Below are 16,391 nucleotides of genomic sequence, written 5' to 3'. Positions count from 1 at the left end.
GGCCGGCGGATGGAACCCGCGGGGCCCTCGCCAACGTAAGGCTAGGAGGCCCCGCCGGACTTGCCGCCCCCGTTTCTTGGCGCATCTTTGCGCCGCCCCGGCCGTCAGTGGTTCTGTTTGTCACCCTTATAGCGTCCCTTGTCATGTCCCAACTCCGCAGCGGTAGCCTCCTGATATCGCAGCCTTTCCTGGGCGACCCGAACTTCGAGCGGTCCGTGGTGCTGCTGTGCCGCCACGACGAGGAGGAGGGTACCTTCGGGCTGATGCTGAACCGCCCCACCACCGTGCGTCTGGGCGATGCGATGAACCTGCCCGGCGAGGACGCGCACCCGGCCGCGGCGCTGCCGCTGCACGTGGGCGGCCCCGTGCAGCCCGACACGTTGCACTACTTGCACCGCCGTGCCGACTTGCCCGGCGCCGAACCCCTGGGCCCCGATGTGTACTGGGGCGGCGACTTTGAAATCCTGCTCGGGCTTATCGCCTCGGGCGAGCTGACGGAGAATAACTTGCGGCTGTACGTGGGCTATTCGGGCTGGACGGCCGGGCAGCTGGCCGGGGAAGTGCAGGAAAATACCTGGATTGTCCACCCGAATGCTGCCGGGAAAGTGTTTACTTTGACCACTGATGCCTTCTGGCAGGCCATTTTGCGCGAGAAAGGCGGGCGCTACCGCGTCCTGTCCAACTACCCCTTGGACCCGCGCTTGAATTGATACACCGTAACACACCGGGCGGGCCAGACGGCCAGCCGGGTGAGTTTGCCGAGAGAGAACCATGCAACCGGAGAACGAGAATACCGCCCCCAACCGCCCCGAGTCGAACCAGGACACGCCGATGAGCATCCTGGAACGCCGGCTGGCCGAAATCGCGCAGTCCCGCCAGCAAGGCGACGAGACGGCCGATGCCCCTGCTGAAACGCAACCCCAGGCTGCGGCCGTGCCGCCCGTAGAAGCACCCGCCACCTCCGGTCTCGACGTGCCAGCCACCCTGGCTGCGCCCGACGTAGACGCGGCGGCTTCGCCCTCGGCCCAGCCCGTTACGCCCGCTTTCCACAATACCAACGAGCCGACTAGTCAAGGTGCTCCGGTAGCTACCGAGCCGGTGCCGGCCGCGCCGGCATCGGCCGAGCTGACTTCCGGCATTACGCCTGACACCGCCGGCCAATCGGCCGCCAACCAGGCATTTGCGGCGCAACAGGCAGCGGAGGCGCAGGCCCCTGAACTGTCGGCTTCGCAGCAGCGAGCCGAGGAGCACTACGGCGACCAAGGGCCCGGCGCCGTGGCGCATGCTTCCGAAACCAACGCCCCGGTGGAAGCCATTCAGCCCGACGTGGCCCCGGCCGCGGCCGACGAGCCCCTGGCCGTGACGCTACCCGCGCAGCCCCTGGCTTCGGCCGAGGCGCTGGAGGCCGCCGCCGCGTCACTGGCCGCGCTGCCGACGTCCAACAACGAGTCGGCGGCTGATGCAGCCCACGCGGCCGAGCACGCCGCGCCGCACCACGAGGAGGAGGAAGACTACGTGCCCGAAACGCCGGCCCCGGACTTTACGAAGCTGGACCAGACCGCGCAGGGTGCCTACTTGCTGGAGCTGCTGCGTCGCCCCGACGCGCGCCAGAACCGCCGTCAGATCCTCGACCTGCACCGCCAGTACGAGCAGGGCGTCGGGACGGAGCGCGGCGCGGCCCGCCAGCGCTTCACCGAGGCCGGCAACAACGCCGAGGACTTCGACTTCGCCGGCCCCGAGGGCTACGCGGAGGTAACCAAAGCCGTGCAGGAATACCGCGACGCTCGCGTGCGCGACGCCCGCCAGGAAGACGAGCAGCGCGCCAAAAACATGGTGCACAAGCAACACCTGTTGTCGCAGCTGCGGCAGCTGGTGGAGTCGGCCGAAACCAAGGATTCGTCGGCCCGCATCAAGACCCTGCAGGCCGACTGGAAAGCCACCGGCCCGGTGCCGCAGGCCCAGTCGCAGGAGCTGTGGAACAGCTACCACGCCCTGCTCGACATCTACTACAACAACCGCGGCCTCTTCTTCGAGATGAAGGAGCTGGACCGCCGCCGCAACTTCGAAGCCAAGGAAGCCCTGATTCAGCGCGCCGAGGCTTTGGTACAGCAGCAAAGCATCAATAAGGCGCTGACGGAGCTGCGCCAGCTGCACGAGGAATGGAAAGGCATCGGTCCGGTGCCCAACGAAATGCGCGAGCCGCTGTGGCAGCGCTTCCTGCAGGCCTCGGAGCAGGTGCACAACCGCAAGCGCGCCTTCGTGGACGCCCGCTCGGCCCAGGAAAACGCCAACCTGGCGCGCAAGCAGGAGCTGCTGGCGCAGATCCTGCCCTTCGGCGAGTTCAAGACCGAGCGCGTGAACGAGTGGCGGGCCAAAACCGACGAGCTGCAGACGCTGAAGGAGCAGTGGGACGCGGCCGGTCTGGTGCCGCGCAGCCAAGCCGAAACCATGAACAAGCAGTTCTGGGCGGCTTACAAAGGCTTCTTCCAGCACAAGAATCAGTTCTTTAAGGCCCTCGACGAGGAAAAGAACCGCAACCTGAAGGCCAAAATTGCCCTCTGCGAGCAGGCCGAAGCGGCGCTGGAAAATCCCAACTGGGAGGAAGGCCGCGAAACGGTCATCCGCGTGCAGAAAGACTGGAAAACAATCGGCCGCGTGCCCGAGAAGCAGTCGGACAAGATCTGGCACCGCTTCCGCACGGCCTGCGACTCGTTCTTCGAGCGGAAGCACCAGGAAACGCGCCAGCGCGAGGAGCACGCCCAGCACCTCTCGCAGGAACAGTCCACGCGCCTCGACGGCATCGCCGCGCACGTGGCCACGCTGTCGGCCGACAACCCGGGCACCCAGGAAGGCCTGCAGGCCCTGGTGGCCGAGTGGAGCCAGAGCGAGGTGCCGCAGGCCGGCCGCCGCGGCGGGGCCGCACAGGCCGAGGAGAAGTTCCTGGAGCTGATGGGCAAATACATCGATACCATTCCGGGCCTCACGTACCTGGAGCGCGACGAGCAGCTGTTCCAGCTGCAGATCCAGCGCCTCAAGTCGAACCCCGATGCCCAGCAGCTGCTCTACCGCAAGGAGCAGAACCTGCGCCGCGACATCAACGAGCTGGAAAACGACGTGGCCACGCTGCAGACCAACCTGGATTTCTTCGCTCGCTCGAAGAACGCCGGTCAGCTGCGCGAGGAATACCAGGGCCGCATCGACGAAACCAAGCAGCGCATCGAGCGGCTCAAGCGCCAACTGCGCGTGGTGCGGAGCTAAGCTCAGCGCCCACAACGAGGCAACGCCCCGCGCCAGCTACTGGTGCGGGGCGTTGTGCTTTCCGGCCGGGCCGGCGGCGTTGGCGGCGTTGCGCGTGCTGCTATATTCGACAGCCGCCGGCGCGTGTGCCGCGGCCATGCGAGCCGACTTATGATTATCTACGGAACCAACGGTTCGCACGTGCGCACCGAGCCGCTGCCCGGCACGGCGTGCCCTGCCTGCCGCGCCCCCGACCAGATGCAGGCCAGCCTATTCAGCCGCTACGCGCACATTTACTGGATTCCGCTGCTGCCCTACAGCAAGCCCGCCGTGGCGGAGTGCCTCCATTGCCGGGGCAACTGGGAGCTGGGCGAGCTGCCCCCCGAAGCCGGAGCCGTAAAAGAAGCCTTGCGGGCCCGCCGGAAAGCTACGCGGGCGCCGTGGTAGCACTGGTCGGGGGCTGCGCTGCTGGCCATAGGCGGCATCTGGGTGGCCGACGCCGCCATCCGCGACAGGCACGACAACGAGGCCTTTCTGGCCGCGCCCCACTTGGGCGACGTGTACACCGTGCAGGACGACTCGACGCACCAGTACACACTGCTGAAAGTGGTGCGGGCCCAGGCCAATACGGTGGATGTGGTGGCCAACGCCTATGAAACCGACAACGCCCAGCCCCTGCAGAAACTCAACCGCCCCGATTACTTCGGCAAGGAGCCCTTCACGCTCACGCACCTAGATCTGCTGACCATGAAAAACAAGGGCCAGCTGACCGATGTGGACCGGCTGGCTGACTAAAGCACCGGCGGCCGATCCATCGTCGCTAGCCAGCAATGCCGCCGGGCCCGGGCGGCCGCGACTTGCGCGGCCACCCGGGCCCGGTACGGTTTGGAGGGCTACACCCTACTGCTTCACGATCATGCGCGAGGAGGTAAGCGCGCCGGCGGTGGCGCTTAGCACGTACGTGCCGCTGGTCAGGCCCGTCAGATCGAGGGTGGTGCGGCGCCCAGGCTGCAGCTTGGCGGTGCGTACAGGGCGACCCAGCAGGTCATAGAGCGTGGCCGTGCTGGCCGCGTCGGCTTGCAGGGTCAGCTCCTCGCGGGCCGGGTTGGGGTAGGCCTGCAGGCCGGGCACGGCCGCCGCGGCTGGCTCGCGCGAGGCGGTGATGACGCGCTGCCCCTGGGCGTACCACACGCCCCACTTGCCGTCGGCGATGAGGACGTTGGGGGTGCCCGTCGGGGTGATTTTATCGGCCTGCAGGGCCGTGACAGCCACCACGGTGTCGCCGCTGGTATTCAGCGCCGTAAACAGCATCCGGTCGTCGAGCTTGCTGAAGTTCGGGGTGCCGATGACGGTGCTGTTCTGGAAGATGGTGCCCGCATCGCCGGTTTCCAGGTTCAGGGCCATCACGCGGAAGGGCGCGCTCGGGGCGCTGGCATCGAGCACGTCGAAGGCCATGATGTGGGGCGAGTTTTTGGACAGCACCGGGTTGCCGATGCTGATGCCCGCGGGCAGGTTCTGCACCAGCTTCTGAATCTGGCCGTCGCCCCAGTTGTTGGTTGCCCGGTTCCACACGCGCAGCTGGCCGATGTCGTAGAAGTCAATCGACTGGCCCTGCGAATTGCGCAGCACGTTGTAGGCGTCATAAAGGAGGGTTTCTCCCGTGTAGTCCCACTCCAGCGCGTCGGCAAACAGCACGCCCGTGCCGCGCGTGCCGGCTGAGGTAGGGTTGTAGAGCATAAAGCGCGCTGAGCGGTTGCCCACCAAATCGAACACGTAAATCGAGGTGTCCTGGGCGGTGGTGACGGCCGCCAGCTTGGTGCCGTCCTTGGAAATGGCCACGTTGTGCCACACCGGCTGGCTCTGAATCACCGTTTCGGATACCGTCGGGCTGAGTTGCAGGGCGCGCAGGCGGTGCTGGGCGTCCACGAACACGGCCACCGTGCCGGCGTCGTTCACGCTGGGCCTGGAGCGGGCCGCGGTGGTTGATAGCTGCAGGAAGCTTTGCCCGGCCGTGTTGCTGCGGTAGAGCGTGCCCGGGTCGGCCGGGTTGGTATCGTAGCTCAGGATGTAGTCCTGGCCGGGGTTGGGCGGCAGCGTCTGCGTGGGCGGCTGCTGGGCGGGGCCGCCCAGGATGCCCACCGCGTCGAAGGCGTTGCGCACGGCCGTCACGTCGGCGGAGGAGCCGCCGTAGAGGTCGGTGGCGGCCTGAATGGCGGCCAGACGCAAATCCAGGAACTGCGAGGAGCGCGTCAGGTAGGTGGTCAGGGCGCGGTACCAAATCTGCTCGGCGTGCTCCCGGCCGATGGCGGTGGCGGTTTTGTAGAAGGCCCAGTTGGGAATACCGCTGTTCACGTGCACGCCGCCGTTGTCCTGGCTCCCGGTGTACAGCTCGTTCATGTGGCGCGGCTGGAAGCCCCGGTCGGCCAGGCTGCTGCCGCCGTTGTGCGGGTCCTGCAGGGAGCGGAGGGCACCACTCGGGAAGGCTGCGGTGCGCACCACGTCTTCGCCGATCAGCCAGTCGGCGCGGTCCATCATGGCCCCGAACACGTCGGCCATGCTCTCGTTGAGCGCGCCGCTCTGGCCCTGGTACACCAGGTTGGCCGATTTCTCGACCACGCCGTGGGTCATTTCGTGCCCGGCCACGTCGAGGCCGCCGGCCAGCGGGGTGAAGCCGGTGCTGCCTTCGCCGTACACGATGAAGCGACCGTTCCAGAAGGCATTGTCGAGGCCCGTGCCGTCGCTGTCGGCCAGGCGCACAATGCTGATCATCGTACCGCCGGCCCCGTCGAGGGAATTGCGGTTGAAGGTCGTGCGGTAATAGTTGTAGGCCACGGCCGCGTTGAAGTGTGCTGACACGGCCGAGCGGTTGGGCCCGCTGCCGCCGGTGTTCACGTGCGAAATCGTCGGGCCGGTCTGCCGGGTGTTGTTCGCGTCGAGGGTGAGCAGCGCGCCCACCGGGTCGTCGGGCATGGTGGAGCGGCCGAGGTTGAACATCGGCTGGGCACCGTCGATGAAGTACATGCGGCTGTTCCACTCGTAGAGGTTCAGGGTGCGCGTGACCCCGTTCAGGTCGGTGCCCACGGCCTGCGCGGGGCCGTTGGCCGAGCACGACGACTCAAATTGGCGCAGCACCGTGCCCGTGCGCGCGTCCACGAGGGTTTCCCAGCGCTGCAGCACCGTGGGGCGGGTGATGACGTGCCAGGCCAGCACCGGCGCGGCGTAGGCCTCGGGGTGGTACACCACCAGCTCGGTTTCGGGCGCGGTGTACTCAAGCAGCCGCTGCACATCGGCCGACAGGGCCACGACGGCCGTGTGGCGGCGCAGCGCGGCCTCGGCCTGTGCGGCGGCGGCCGGCCCGGCCAGCGCGGGGGCGGTATCCGTCAGGCCCGTCGGGGTGCGGAAATGGCGGCCCGAAAACAGCTTGGGCTGGCCGCTGCCGTCGAGGTGCACCACCACTTCCGCGCCGTACACGGGCAGGCCACGCCACTGCTGGGTGAGGCGCACGTGGGTTTGGCCCAGCGGGTCGCGCGAGACGGCCGCGACCTCAAACTCGCGTCCGGGGTCCTGCACCTGCAAATCGGCCCGCAGCTCGCCAAGAAAGGCCAGGGAAGCGGCCGCCGGGTCCTGCGCGGCGCGGGCCAGGGCGCTGCCAGGCTTGGGCGTAGCGCTGATGAAGACGGGCAGCCCGGACTCGGCTGCGCGCCAGAGCTGCACGGGACCAATGGCGCTGCCGGGACCGGTCGGGCGCGGCAGCGTCGGGAGCAGGGCGGGGGCGGCCGGCGGGCCGGCGGCACGCCGCAGCTCGGCCGTGCGCGCCCTGTCGATGGTGGCCTCGATGCGGGGCCGGACTGCGGGTAGCTGCGCCCGGCCGGCGGGCTTGAGGCGCGGCGTTTGCGCGGTGGCCTCGGGCAGGACGCCGCTCACGGTGAGCAGGCCCAGCATAGCTAAAGTTGTTTTCATGGCAAATCGTTAGGCAACAGGGAGCAGGAAGGCTGGCGGGCCGCAACGGGCTCCACCCGCTGGGAGCGGACTTTGGTGCGGCCCGGCAACCAGGGCAAAAGTCCCGGATCCGGCCCGCGCTGTCAATCGCACAATCATGTCAGCCACGCCGGCACAGGGCGCTACAGGCGGTCCGGTGGCACCAGGGCCTGCAGCTGCCGGTAGAAGACGCGGGCGCAGTACGGCGCCGGGGCATCGGGGGCGCCCCAGGTCAGGCGCACGGGCTGCCCGGAGGCGGTGGCGCTTTCCAGAAAGTAGTAGTGGTTGCCGGGCTGTTCAAACTCCAGGCTGTCGGCGGGCAGCGCATCGAGGCGCCGGAAGATGGCCCGGACCTGTGCCGGCGGGATGCTGAGCCCGGCCGGCGCGGCGCCGAGGCTGGGGCGGCCCTGGCCAGCGTGGGCCAGCAGGGCGCCGTCGGTTTGCAGGGTGTAGGTGGTGCGGAAGCCGGTGTAGGCGCTGCCGAAGCCGAAGCGCAGCACCCGCGGTTCCGGGCGCAGAGCGCTGGCCTTCGCCGGCGGCGTGGGGCCGCTGAAGGCGTGGCGCTGGCAGCCGGCCAAGGCCGCCAGCAGCCCGGCGCCGAGCAGCGTAAGCGTGGGAGAAACGAAACTGGTTTTCATAGCGCAGAAAGGGCAGGAGCGAAGTCGGACCCGGTTAGGGAGCCGACACGACAAAGGTCTGGGTTGCCTTTTCTGAATTCAATGCCATGATAATGTGTGGTTTATCAAAGGATTGTTGGAGTCTGGGCGGATCCGTGGCCGGCGGGCGGCGGGCAGGCGCGGGTCGCTCACTTCATCATGTGAAGGCGGCCGCGGTGCACGGGCAAGCGCCGGAATTTGACACCTTTGCCCTGCGGAAGCCGGCGCCACCTTCGGCCGCTTCCGCCGCTGCTCATGGCCCAAGGCAACATTCTCATCATCGACGACGAACCCCGCCTGCGCCAGCTGCTGGCCCGCCTGCTGGAGCTGGAAGACTACCACGTGCTGCAGGCCGTGAATGCCGCCGAGGGCCTGGAGCTGCTGGGCCAGCACGCGCAGGTGCTCGTGGTGCTCTGCGACGTGAAGCTGCCCGACGCCCACGGCGTGCAGCTGCTGCCGCGGCTGAAGCAGAAAGCGCCGCTGGCCGAAGTCATCCTGATGACCGCCTACGGCACCATCATTGACGGGGTGCAGGCCATGAAAGACGGGGCCTTCGACTACATCACCAAGGGCGACTCCAACGACCAGCTGCCGGTGCTGGTGGAGCGCGCCGCCGAAAAGGCCCGCCTGCGCTACCGCGTGCAGGAGCTGGAGCGGCAGGTGGGCGCCCAGCATTCGTTTGAGTCGATGATCGGGCCCTCGCCGGCGCTGGAGCGGGCCAAGGCCCTGGCCCGGCAGGTGGCCGTGACCGACTCGACGGTGCTGCTGGAAGGACCTACCGGCGCGGGCAAGGAGCTGTTTGCGCAGGCCATTCATCAGGCTTCACCGCGCCGCTCCAAGACCTTTGTGGCGGTCAACTGCTCGGCGTTTCCCAAAGATTTGCTGGAATCGGAGCTGTTTGGCTACCGCAAGGGTGCCTTTACCGGGGCCCTGGGCGACAAGAAGGGCCTGCTCGAGGAGGCCTCGGGCGGCACCCTGTTTCTGGACGAAATCGGGGAGCTGGAATTGAGCGTGCAGGCCAAGTTTCTGCGCGTGCTCGAAACCCAGACCTTCACCAAGCTCGGCGACACCAAGCCTACCAAGGTCGACGTGCGGTTGGTGGCGGCCACCAACCGCAACCTTAAGCAGGAAGCCGCCGCCGGGCAGTTTCGCCCCGACCTGTACTACCGCCTCTCCGTGTTCACCATTGGCGTGCCGCCGCTAAAAGAGCGCCCCGAGGACGTAGCCCCGCTGGCCGGGCACTTTCTGCGCTACTTCGCCGCCCGCATGAGCAAGCGCGTGCCCGGCCTCGAGGGGGAAACGCTGCGCCTGCTGCAGCGCTACGACTGGCCCGGCAACGTGCGCGAGCTGAAGAATGTGCTGGAGCGCGCCGCCATCCTGGCGCCCGACGGCCAGCCGCTGGCCGCCGCCTACCTGCCCGATGAATTCCACGCCAGCGGCGCCCCGGCTCCCGGGCTGGCCGGCTTCAGCCCCGACGACCGCAGCCTGCGCGCCCTCGAAGCCCGGCACATCCGGCAGGTGCTGGCCGAAACCGAGGGCAACAAGACTGAGGCCGCCCGCCAGCTCGGCATCGGCCTGACCACGCTTTACCGCAAGCTGCAGGAATACGGGCTGTAGCGTACGTTTGCCCGGCCCCGGCGCGCGGGCAAACGTACGCTACAGCCCGCGCCGCATACCTTTTCGAAAAAGCAGACCCTTCCAAAACGGAAGGGTTTTCTGTTTTAGAACCCGGTTGATGGGCTGTGAATTTATTTTTAATAGCTGATAATCAGCAGATAGTGTTCGTTTTTTGGTTTTGCCGCCGGCCACCGGCACTTGGATTGGCTTAGGGTCCGCGTCCCGCAAGACGTTACCCTAACCGCCTTTCCCAATGGCCCTTTTCGACAACCTTACCAAAGCCGCCAAAGACTTCTTCATCGAGGAAGACCACACCGCGGCTGCCCAAGCTCCGCAGCCCAGGCCGCTGCCCGGTGCTGCCCCGGCCTTCGGGCCCGGCACGCCGGCGCCGCCCGCCGCCGGCGCTCCGCCACCCGGCTTTTCCGCGGCGGCTGCTCCGGCGGCCGTGACACAACCCGAGCAGCGCCACGTCGACCACATCAACGGGCTGCTGGCCGGCAACGGCAAGGACTTCGCCGCCTACGCCAAAATGGTACGCAGCATGGCCGCCAGCGGCCTCACCGGCCCGGTGCTCTACCAGACGGCCTACCACGCCTTCGCGGCCGTGACCAGCCTGACGGTGCAGGAGCTGCTGGCCTCGGCCGACCAGCTGGAACGCGCCCTGCAGTCGGACCGCAACAAGGTGCTGGAGCGCCACCAGGAAAAGCTCGGCGAGCTGAAAATTCCGAACAGCCGGCCCAGCGTCATCGTGCAGCTGCTGGCCCAGGAGCAAAAACTGCAAAACGACCTGGCCGAGCTGACGCGCCAGCTGGAGGCCAAGCGCCAGGAGCTGCAGGCGGCGCAGCAGCAGCTAGGAGAGGAGCGCCACAAAGCTCAGGCGGCCCTGGCGTCCTACGAGCTGGCCAACGCCGGCGCCGCCGCCGATCTGCACGCCCACTACCAGGCCGCGCAAAGCTTCCTGCTCAGCCTGGGCACCACCCCGGCCAAGTAACGCCTGACTGACAACCGACAACTCAAAACTGACAACTAAACCATGGATACTTCACTGCTAACCACTGGCTACGAGGCGGGCAAGGCCAAGTGGCAAAAGCCGGAAAAAGTTGCCGGCTGGGTTTTTCTGGGCGCCGCCGTAGGCACGGGCGTCTACTTCTGGGGCACCATTGCTCCGTTTCTGGTCGACATGGTGTTCGACACGGTGAAGCTCGGCATCGGGCTGGGCGCGTTGTTTCTGCTGGTTACGAACAAGCGCATCAAAGCCGGCCTCTGGTACGCCGGGCAGCGCTTCTTCCGCTCGGCCGCGGGCATCTTCGTCGAGACGGACCCCATCGGCATCATGGAGGACTACATCCGCAACACCGAGCAGGAAGCCAAGAAAATGGACGGCGAGGTGGCCCACGTAGAGGGCGCCCACGAGCTGGTGAAGCGCAAGATGGAGGCCAACAAGCAGCAGATGCGCGAGTACCTGGGCCTGGCGGCCTCGGCCCAGCGCCAGGGCGAGAAAGACGCCGCTGAGCAGTACGCCTCGCGCGCCGCCCAGCTCGAAGAATACAACACCCGCCTGCAGCCCATGCTCACGACCACCGCCAACGTGAGCCTGGTGATGCGCCAGATCCTGAAAGCCGCCCTGCGCCAGATCGATAACTCCAAGTTCAAGGTGAACCTCTTGAAGGACGAGTACAACCTGGTGAAGCGCACCTCCTCGGGCATGCGCGCCGCCATGAACATCCTGCGCGGCGACCCGGACAAGAAATACTTCTTCGACCTGGCCACCGACCGCGTAGCCCAGGACATGGCCCAGAAGCTCGGCCAGATCAAGCAGGCCATGCGCTACTCCCAGGCCTTCGTGAAGGAAATGGACATCCAGAACGGGGTGATGAGCGAGAAAGGCCAGCAGCTGTTGGAACGCTACCAGAAAGGCGACTTCAACGCCCTGCTCGACGAAAAGGCCGTGCGCCAGTCGCCGCGCACCACCGCCCAGGCCAGCAACGACGCCTTCAGCAAGCTGCTGGACTAACCAGAACGTCATGCCGAGCGAAGTCGAGACATCTCGCGGGCTGACAGCAGCTAGTAATGAACTCGATCAAAGGGAATTACTATCCAGCGAGATGCCTCGACTTCGCTCGGCATGACGGCCTGAAGAATACCACACCAATGCTCTTTCGAACCCACTTTTTCTTCCTACTACAATGACAACTCGCGGTAAAATCGTCATCGGCCTGCTGCTGGTGCTGGCCGCTTACTTCGGCATCAACAAGCTCATTAGCAGCGGCGCCGTCTTCCAGAAAGCCGAAACGCAGTCGGTGCTGCTGAACTCCATTGAGCTGCCCACCCAGGCGGGCGGCACGCGCACCAACCTGGCCGTGCCGCTGGCACCGCTGCCCGGCCGTACGCCGGCCGAGAAAGGCACCCCGGTGGTGTGGGAAGTCATGGCCTGGAACGCGCAGATGGCCGGCATGCTGGCCAACGGCGGCCCGCGCAGCACCGAGGGCTCGGCCATGGCCGCCAACGGCATCGACATGCAGATCGTGCGCCAGGACGACGTAGCCAAAATGCAGGCCGACCTGGTGAAGAACGCCCTCGATCTGCAGAACAACCCCAACACGCCGGGCCTCATCGTGAGCATCATGGGCGACGGGCTGCCGGCCTTCTCGGCCGTGCAGCAGCAATTGGAGAAAGCCGGCACCGGCCTGCAGATTCTGCCCTACAGCCCCGGTAAAAGCTTCGGCGAGGACAAGCTGATGGGCCCCAGGGAGTGGCTCGACAACCCCAAAGCCGCCCTGGGCAAGACCATTGCCTGCTACCTGCGCGACGGCGACCAGAACATTGCCCTGAAGTGGTGCGCCGACAACGGCCTTAAGGTCAACCCCGACGAAACCACCTACGACCCCGAAGCCGTGAACTTCATGGCCGCCTCCGACTTCCTGGTGGCCGCCGAGAAATATATCCTTGGCAAGCCCGAGCAGCGCCTAAAAGTGGTGAAAGGCCGCAGCACCGGCGTGAAAGTGGACGTGGTGGCCGACGGCGTGGCTACCTGGACGCCCGGCGACGTGAACATTGCCAAGCAGAAAGGTGGGCTCGTGAACATCGTCTCCACCAAGGACTACTCCAACCAGATGCCCAACATCATGGTGACGACCAAGCGCTGGTATGAGGCCCACGAGAAGGACGTCACCGGCCTGATCACCGCCCTGGCCGTGGCCGGCGACCAGGTAAAGTCGCACCCCGAAGCCCTGCAGCGCGCCGCCGATATTTCCGCGGAAGTGTACGGCGACAAGGACAAGCCCGGCGCCTACTGGCTGCGCTACTACAAGGGCGTGAGCGAGGCCGACCGCACCGGCGAAGTGGTGGAGCTGGGCGGCAGTAAGGCCTTCAACTTCGCCGACAACCTCACCCTGTTCGGCCTCGACAACGGCGGCACCAATATCTACGCCTCCGTCTACAAAACCTTCGGCGACGTGCAAAGCCAGCTGTATCCCAAAGAGCTGCCCAGCTACGTACCCCTGGACCAGATGCTGGACCTGAGCATCCTCCAGAAGCTGCAGCAGCAGTACCAAGGCAAAGCCATTGCCCCGGCCGAGCAGCAGCAGTTTGCCGCCGACGATGAAATCCGGCAAAGTGTCAGCAAGCGGGCCTGGAACATCGAGTTTGAAACCGGCCGCAGCGCCTTTACCCCGGCCGCCGAGCAAGACCTCAGCCGCCTCTTCGACGACTTGGTGGTGGCCGGCCGCCTGAAAGTGGCCGTGCACGGTCACACCGACAACGTGGGCAACCCGCAGAAAAATCAGCAGCTCTCGGAGCAGCGCGCCCTGGCTGTCAAAAGCTGGCTGGAACAGAAAAGCCGCTCTTCGTTTCCCGACGGCCGCGTGCAGGTCTACGCCCACGGCGCCTTGGAACCCGTGGCCGCCAACACCACCGAGGACGGCCGCGCCAAAAACCGCCGCGTCGAAATCGTGCTCGGCAACTAACGGGTCTTGCGGGCCCGCTTATCCCGCGTGTTTTATCCCTACGCCCTGTCAGCTACTCAACTATCCGCCCGAGCAAGCAGGCGCCCCGCCGGTAACCTATCCGCCCGAGCAAGCAGGCGCCCCGCCGGTAACGGGGTGCCTGCCGGCAGCGGGCCGGGCCGGCTTCGTGCTCGGTGGCCTGCTCTGGCAGCTGCTGGGCTGAAAGTAGCGCGGGCTTGGCTACGCCTTCCTACGGTTCAGCCCGCGTCCGCCTTAGCCGCTCACGGCGGCAACAACACACACGAAGGCCGCTACCGCCAGCAGCATAATGAGCAGCCAGGCAGTAGAGCCCAGCGTCGAAAGTCGAACCTTGAACACCTGCTTCAGGATGAACACCAGCCCAATGCCGCCCACCACCACCAGCACGACGGTGACAAAATGGACCAGCGCCCCGAATGAGCGCAGCACCGAGGATTCATCTAACAACAATGGGTTCATCAGCGCGAAAGTAGCTACCAGCCCCTCATCCCTGCAAACCCTGTTTCTGCCCAACGCCACTCCCGGCCGCGCCATGTTTACCACCATGGTGGCCCTGCAGGTGCTGGCGCTGCTGCTGCTCTGGGCCTTTTATCCGGTGCAAATGTTCCCCGGCCTGGGCCAGGTCCTGCGCGCTCTCGGCGAGCTGACCACCTCGCAGGGCCTAATCCCGGAGCTGTGGGCCAGCATGACCACGGCCCTGCAGGCCTTGGCCATCGGCACGGCGCTGGCGCTGCTGATATCCTACCTGACGGCGCTGCCCTTCTTCCGCCCGCTGGCCTACGCGGCCACCAAGATGCGCTACCTCACCCTCACCGGCCTCACCTTTTTCATGGCCCTGATGATGAGCTCCGGCCACGAGGTCAAGCTCTCGGTGCTGGTCTTCGCCACCACCGTGTACCTGGTCACCGGCATGACCAGCGTCATCCTGATGACCACCCAGGAGGAAATGGACCACGCCCGCACCCTGGGCCTGGGCGAGTGGCGCAGCTTCTGGGAAGTCGTGGTGCTCGGCAAGCTGGACCTGATGCTGGAAGTGGTGCGCCAGAACTTCGCCATCATCTGGACGATGATTACCCTGGTGGAAACGCTCTACCAGTCGGAAGGCGGTATCGGGCTGCTGCTCTACAAGCAAAACCGCTACCTGCACCTCGACGGCGTGCTGGCCATCCAGCTGGTCATCCTGGCCACCGGCGCCGCCCAGGACTACCTGTTCGGCCTGCTGCGCCGGGTGTTCTTCCCGTACTCCGCCCTCACCGCCGCCCAAGGCTAAAAACGGTTGGGACAGCCGGCGCCTGCTGCGGACCCCGCCACGATTGGGAGCCGCAAAGCCAACGTCCGGGCGCAACCCGCCAACGCTTGGTTCCAACCCGCTATAGCCTAGCCGCAGGCGTCCAAACCTTGGTCACACTCGCCCAACGCCTGGTCCCGGTTCTCAAATGCCCGGACCCACTCGTTCAAAGCCTCGTCCCGATCTTCCAAAGGCCGGACGCGGTCCTTCAAAGCCTGGTCACAACAGCCCAAAGATTCGCCTCAAGCGTCCAAAGCCCAGCACCAGTCATTGGGTCCACAAAGCAGCACGCCCCAACTCCTAAACTCATACCCGCCTACCCCCATACCCTAAAACCATGAGTCCCTACAGCCACCACGAGCCCGTGCTCACCCTCGACCACATCTCCATGAGCTTCCGCGGCGAGCTGGTGCTGCGCGACATCAGCGCCCAGGTGCGCAACGTGGTGCGCCCCGGCATGAGCCAGGGCCAGGTCGTGGGCTTCTACGGCCGCTCCGGCATCGGCAAATCCGTCCTCTGCCGCATCATCGCCGGCCTTACCCAGCCCACGGCCGGCGCCGTGCAGGTAGGAGAGGAGCAGCACCCCGTACGCCCCGGCGACGTGGGCCTGGTGCAGCAGCGCTACCCCTTGTTCAACCACCGCACCCTGGCCGATAACCTGCTGCTGGCCGCCCAGCGCAAGCACCAGCCGGAGGCGGCCAGGCAGGAAGTCGAATCCTTCCTGGAGCGGTTCCGCCTGGCCCCGCACCGCCAGAAATTCCCCGCCCAGCTTTCCGGCGGGCAGCGCCAGCGCGCCGCCATTGCCCAGCAGCTCCTGTGTTCCGACCACCTCATCATCCTCGACGAGCCCTTCTCCGGCCTCGACGTAGCCATGATCGACGAGCTCAAGAAAATCATCGTCGAAGTCACCACCCTCGACGAGCTTAATACCGTCGTCATCGTCTCCCACGACCTCTCGACCACCACCGCCCTCTCCGACACGCTCTGGCTGATGGGCTACGAGCGAGACGAAACTGGCCAACCCCTGCCCGGTGCTACCATCTCCCAGCAGCACCAGTACGACTTGGCAGCCCTGGGCCTGGCCTGGCACCCCCACGTGGAAGCCGAGCCGGAATTCGGCCGCTTCGTGGAGCACCTGAAGGAGGAGATTCGGCGGTCGTAGGGTTCTTTAGAACGTCATGCTGAGCGTAATCGAAACCTCTCTATCGATTCGTTGGTTGGTAATCTGTCAATATATTCTTATTTCTAATTTTTCTTTCTGTTTTTGAGAAATAGGTGAAAGTAAAAAATTTAATAAAGATCCACTGAATTTGAAGAGTTGCTTTTGCCAAAGGATGGTTTTGGATGCGTCTATTAATATTTTTTCGGTTTTTCCAGATGTATACTTTACTGTGTACAGTATTCGTACATAGCTGTGGCGAAAATTTGCTGAACTAATCGATAGAGAACTAAGAGCGTGTTGGGGATTAGGTAATACGATTTAGACAAAGAGCGATGTTGGCCCAGAGCACCCAGGCCGCGTGGCTTTCTGGCAAGTGCTCGTAGTCAATGACCAGCCTGCGGAAACAGTTATAGCGGATTCATGAACGGTGTACATGATAGCCACAATGGTTGAACCAAGCTTTGGCGTCC

The 16,391-nt window shown here is 65.6% G+C and carries 13 protein-coding genes; 10 read left to right on the top strand and 3 right to left on the bottom strand.

Going from position 1 to position 16,391, the window contains the following annotated elements:
- The first annotated feature begins 143 nt into the window (after window positions 1-143).
- From ACYVKQ_RS21160 to ACYVKQ_RS21145, 4 genes are all read left to right on the top strand, one after another.
- Window positions 144-710, top strand: coding sequence for a YqgE/AlgH family protein (locus ACYVKQ_RS21160; RefSeq protein WP_460677358.1), 567 nt, complete (start codon window positions 144-146; stop codon window positions 708-710).
- Window positions 711-771: 61 nt separating this feature from the next.
- Window positions 772-3,258 carry a DUF349 domain-containing protein gene (locus tag ACYVKQ_RS21155; protein WP_460677357.1) on the top strand — a complete coding sequence of 829 codons (2,487 nt, stop codon included), beginning with the start codon at window positions 772-774 and terminating at the stop codon, window positions 3,256-3,258.
- Between the two features lie 150 nt (window positions 3,259-3,408).
- On the top strand, window positions 3,409-3,684 hold the full coding sequence (locus ACYVKQ_RS21150; protein WP_460677356.1) for a hypothetical protein: 276 nt from the start codon (window positions 3,409-3,411) through the stop codon (window positions 3,682-3,684).
- Between the two features lie 42 nt (window positions 3,685-3,726).
- Complete coding sequence (locus ACYVKQ_RS21145) at window positions 3,727-4,032, top strand: hypothetical protein (RefSeq protein WP_460677355.1); 306 nt, start codon at window positions 3,727-3,729, stop codon at window positions 4,030-4,032.
- Window positions 4,033-4,137: 105 nt separating this feature from the next.
- On the opposite strand, the gene ACYVKQ_RS21140 is transcribed toward ACYVKQ_RS21145, so the two are convergent.
- Window positions 4,138-7,197, bottom strand: coding sequence for a M4 family metallopeptidase (locus ACYVKQ_RS21140; protein ID WP_460677354.1), 3,060 nt, complete (start codon window positions 7,195-7,197; stop codon window positions 4,138-4,140).
- Window positions 7,198-7,358: 161 nt separating this feature from the next.
- Window positions 7,359-7,853: a hypothetical protein gene (locus ACYVKQ_RS21135; protein WP_460677353.1), complete on the bottom strand. Its 495-nt coding sequence runs from the start codon at window positions 7,851-7,853 to the stop codon at window positions 7,359-7,361.
- 273 nt (window positions 7,854-8,126) lie between these two features.
- On the opposite strand from ACYVKQ_RS21135, the gene ACYVKQ_RS21130 reads away from it, so the two are divergent.
- The 4 genes from ACYVKQ_RS21130 (at window position 8,127) to ACYVKQ_RS21115 (ending at window position 13,453) form a co-directional block, all read left to right on the top strand.
- Window positions 8,127-9,488, top strand: coding sequence for a sigma-54-dependent transcriptional regulator (locus ACYVKQ_RS21130; protein ID WP_460677352.1), 1,362 nt, complete (start codon window positions 8,127-8,129; stop codon window positions 9,486-9,488).
- Window positions 9,489-9,741: 253 nt separating this feature from the next.
- On the top strand, window positions 9,742-10,479 hold the full coding sequence (locus tag ACYVKQ_RS21125; protein WP_460677351.1) for a hypothetical protein: 738 nt from the start codon (window positions 9,742-9,744) through the stop codon (window positions 10,477-10,479).
- A 42-nt stretch (window positions 10,480-10,521) separates the two neighbouring features.
- Window positions 10,522-11,502: a PspA/IM30 family protein gene (locus tag ACYVKQ_RS21120; RefSeq protein WP_460677350.1), complete on the top strand. Its 981-nt coding sequence runs from the start codon at window positions 10,522-10,524 to the stop codon at window positions 11,500-11,502.
- Between the two features lie 172 nt (window positions 11,503-11,674).
- Window positions 11,675-13,453: an OmpA family protein gene (locus tag ACYVKQ_RS21115; protein ID WP_460677349.1), complete on the top strand. Its 1,779-nt coding sequence runs from the start codon at window positions 11,675-11,677 to the stop codon at window positions 13,451-13,453.
- Between the two features lie 252 nt (window positions 13,454-13,705).
- Here the strand turns inward: ACYVKQ_RS21115 and ACYVKQ_RS21110 are convergent, their stop codons facing one another.
- A complete protein-coding gene (locus tag ACYVKQ_RS21110) occupies window positions 13,706-13,930 on the bottom strand; it encodes a hypothetical protein (RefSeq protein ID WP_460677348.1) in 225 nt (74 codons plus the stop codon).
- Between the two features lie 73 nt (window positions 13,931-14,003).
- On the opposite strand from ACYVKQ_RS21110, the gene ACYVKQ_RS21105 reads away from it, so the two are divergent.
- Together ACYVKQ_RS21105 and ACYVKQ_RS21100 are read left to right on the top strand one after the other, a co-directional pair.
- Window positions 14,004-14,741, top strand: a complete 738-nt coding sequence (locus ACYVKQ_RS21105; RefSeq protein ID WP_460677347.1) for an ABC transporter permease — start codon at window positions 14,004-14,006, stop codon at window positions 14,739-14,741.
- A gap of 355 nt (window positions 14,742-15,096) precedes the next feature.
- Entirely contained in the window at window positions 15,097-15,921 is an 825-nt protein-coding gene (locus ACYVKQ_RS21100; RefSeq protein WP_460677346.1) for an ATP-binding cassette domain-containing protein, read from the top strand.
- The last annotated feature ends 470 nt before the right edge of the window (window positions 15,922-16,391 follow it).

The organism is Hymenobacter coalescens, assembly GCF_054783195.1.
This window is presented reverse-complemented; position numbering and strand designations above follow the sequence as displayed.

Coding starts and splice junctions, on each gene's coding strand:
- ACYVKQ_RS21105 (WP_460677347.1), top strand. CDS start 14,004: ATGTTTACCACCATGGTGGCCCTGCAGGTGCTGGCGCTGCTGCTGCTC.
- ACYVKQ_RS21150 (WP_460677356.1), top strand. CDS start 3,409: ATGATTATCTACGGAACCAACGGTTCGCACGTGCGCACCGAGCCGCTG.
- ACYVKQ_RS21120 (WP_460677350.1), top strand. CDS start 10,522: ATGGATACTTCACTGCTAACCACTGGCTACGAGGCGGGCAAGGCCAAG.
- ACYVKQ_RS21155 (WP_460677357.1), top strand. CDS start 772: ATGCAACCGGAGAACGAGAATACCGCCCCCAACCGCCCCGAGTCGAAC.
- ACYVKQ_RS21135 (WP_460677353.1), bottom strand. CDS start 7,853: ATGAAAACCAGTTTCGTTTCTCCCACGCTTACGCTGCTCGGCGCCGGG.
- ACYVKQ_RS21160 (WP_460677358.1), top strand. CDS start 144: ATGTCCCAACTCCGCAGCGGTAGCCTCCTGATATCGCAGCCTTTCCTG.
- ACYVKQ_RS21110 (WP_460677348.1), bottom strand. CDS start 13,930: ATGAACCCATTGTTGTTAGATGAATCCTCGGTGCTGCGCTCATTCGGG.
- ACYVKQ_RS21100 (WP_460677346.1), top strand. CDS start 15,097: ATGAGTCCCTACAGCCACCACGAGCCCGTGCTCACCCTCGACCACATC.
- ACYVKQ_RS21125 (WP_460677351.1), top strand. CDS start 9,742: ATGGCCCTTTTCGACAACCTTACCAAAGCCGCCAAAGACTTCTTCATC.
- ACYVKQ_RS21130 (WP_460677352.1), top strand. CDS start 8,127: ATGGCCCAAGGCAACATTCTCATCATCGACGACGAACCCCGCCTGCGC.
- ACYVKQ_RS21140 (WP_460677354.1), bottom strand. CDS start 7,197: ATGAAAACAACTTTAGCTATGCTGGGCCTGCTCACCGTGAGCGGCGTC.
- ACYVKQ_RS21115 (WP_460677349.1), top strand. CDS start 11,675: ATGACAACTCGCGGTAAAATCGTCATCGGCCTGCTGCTGGTGCTGGCC.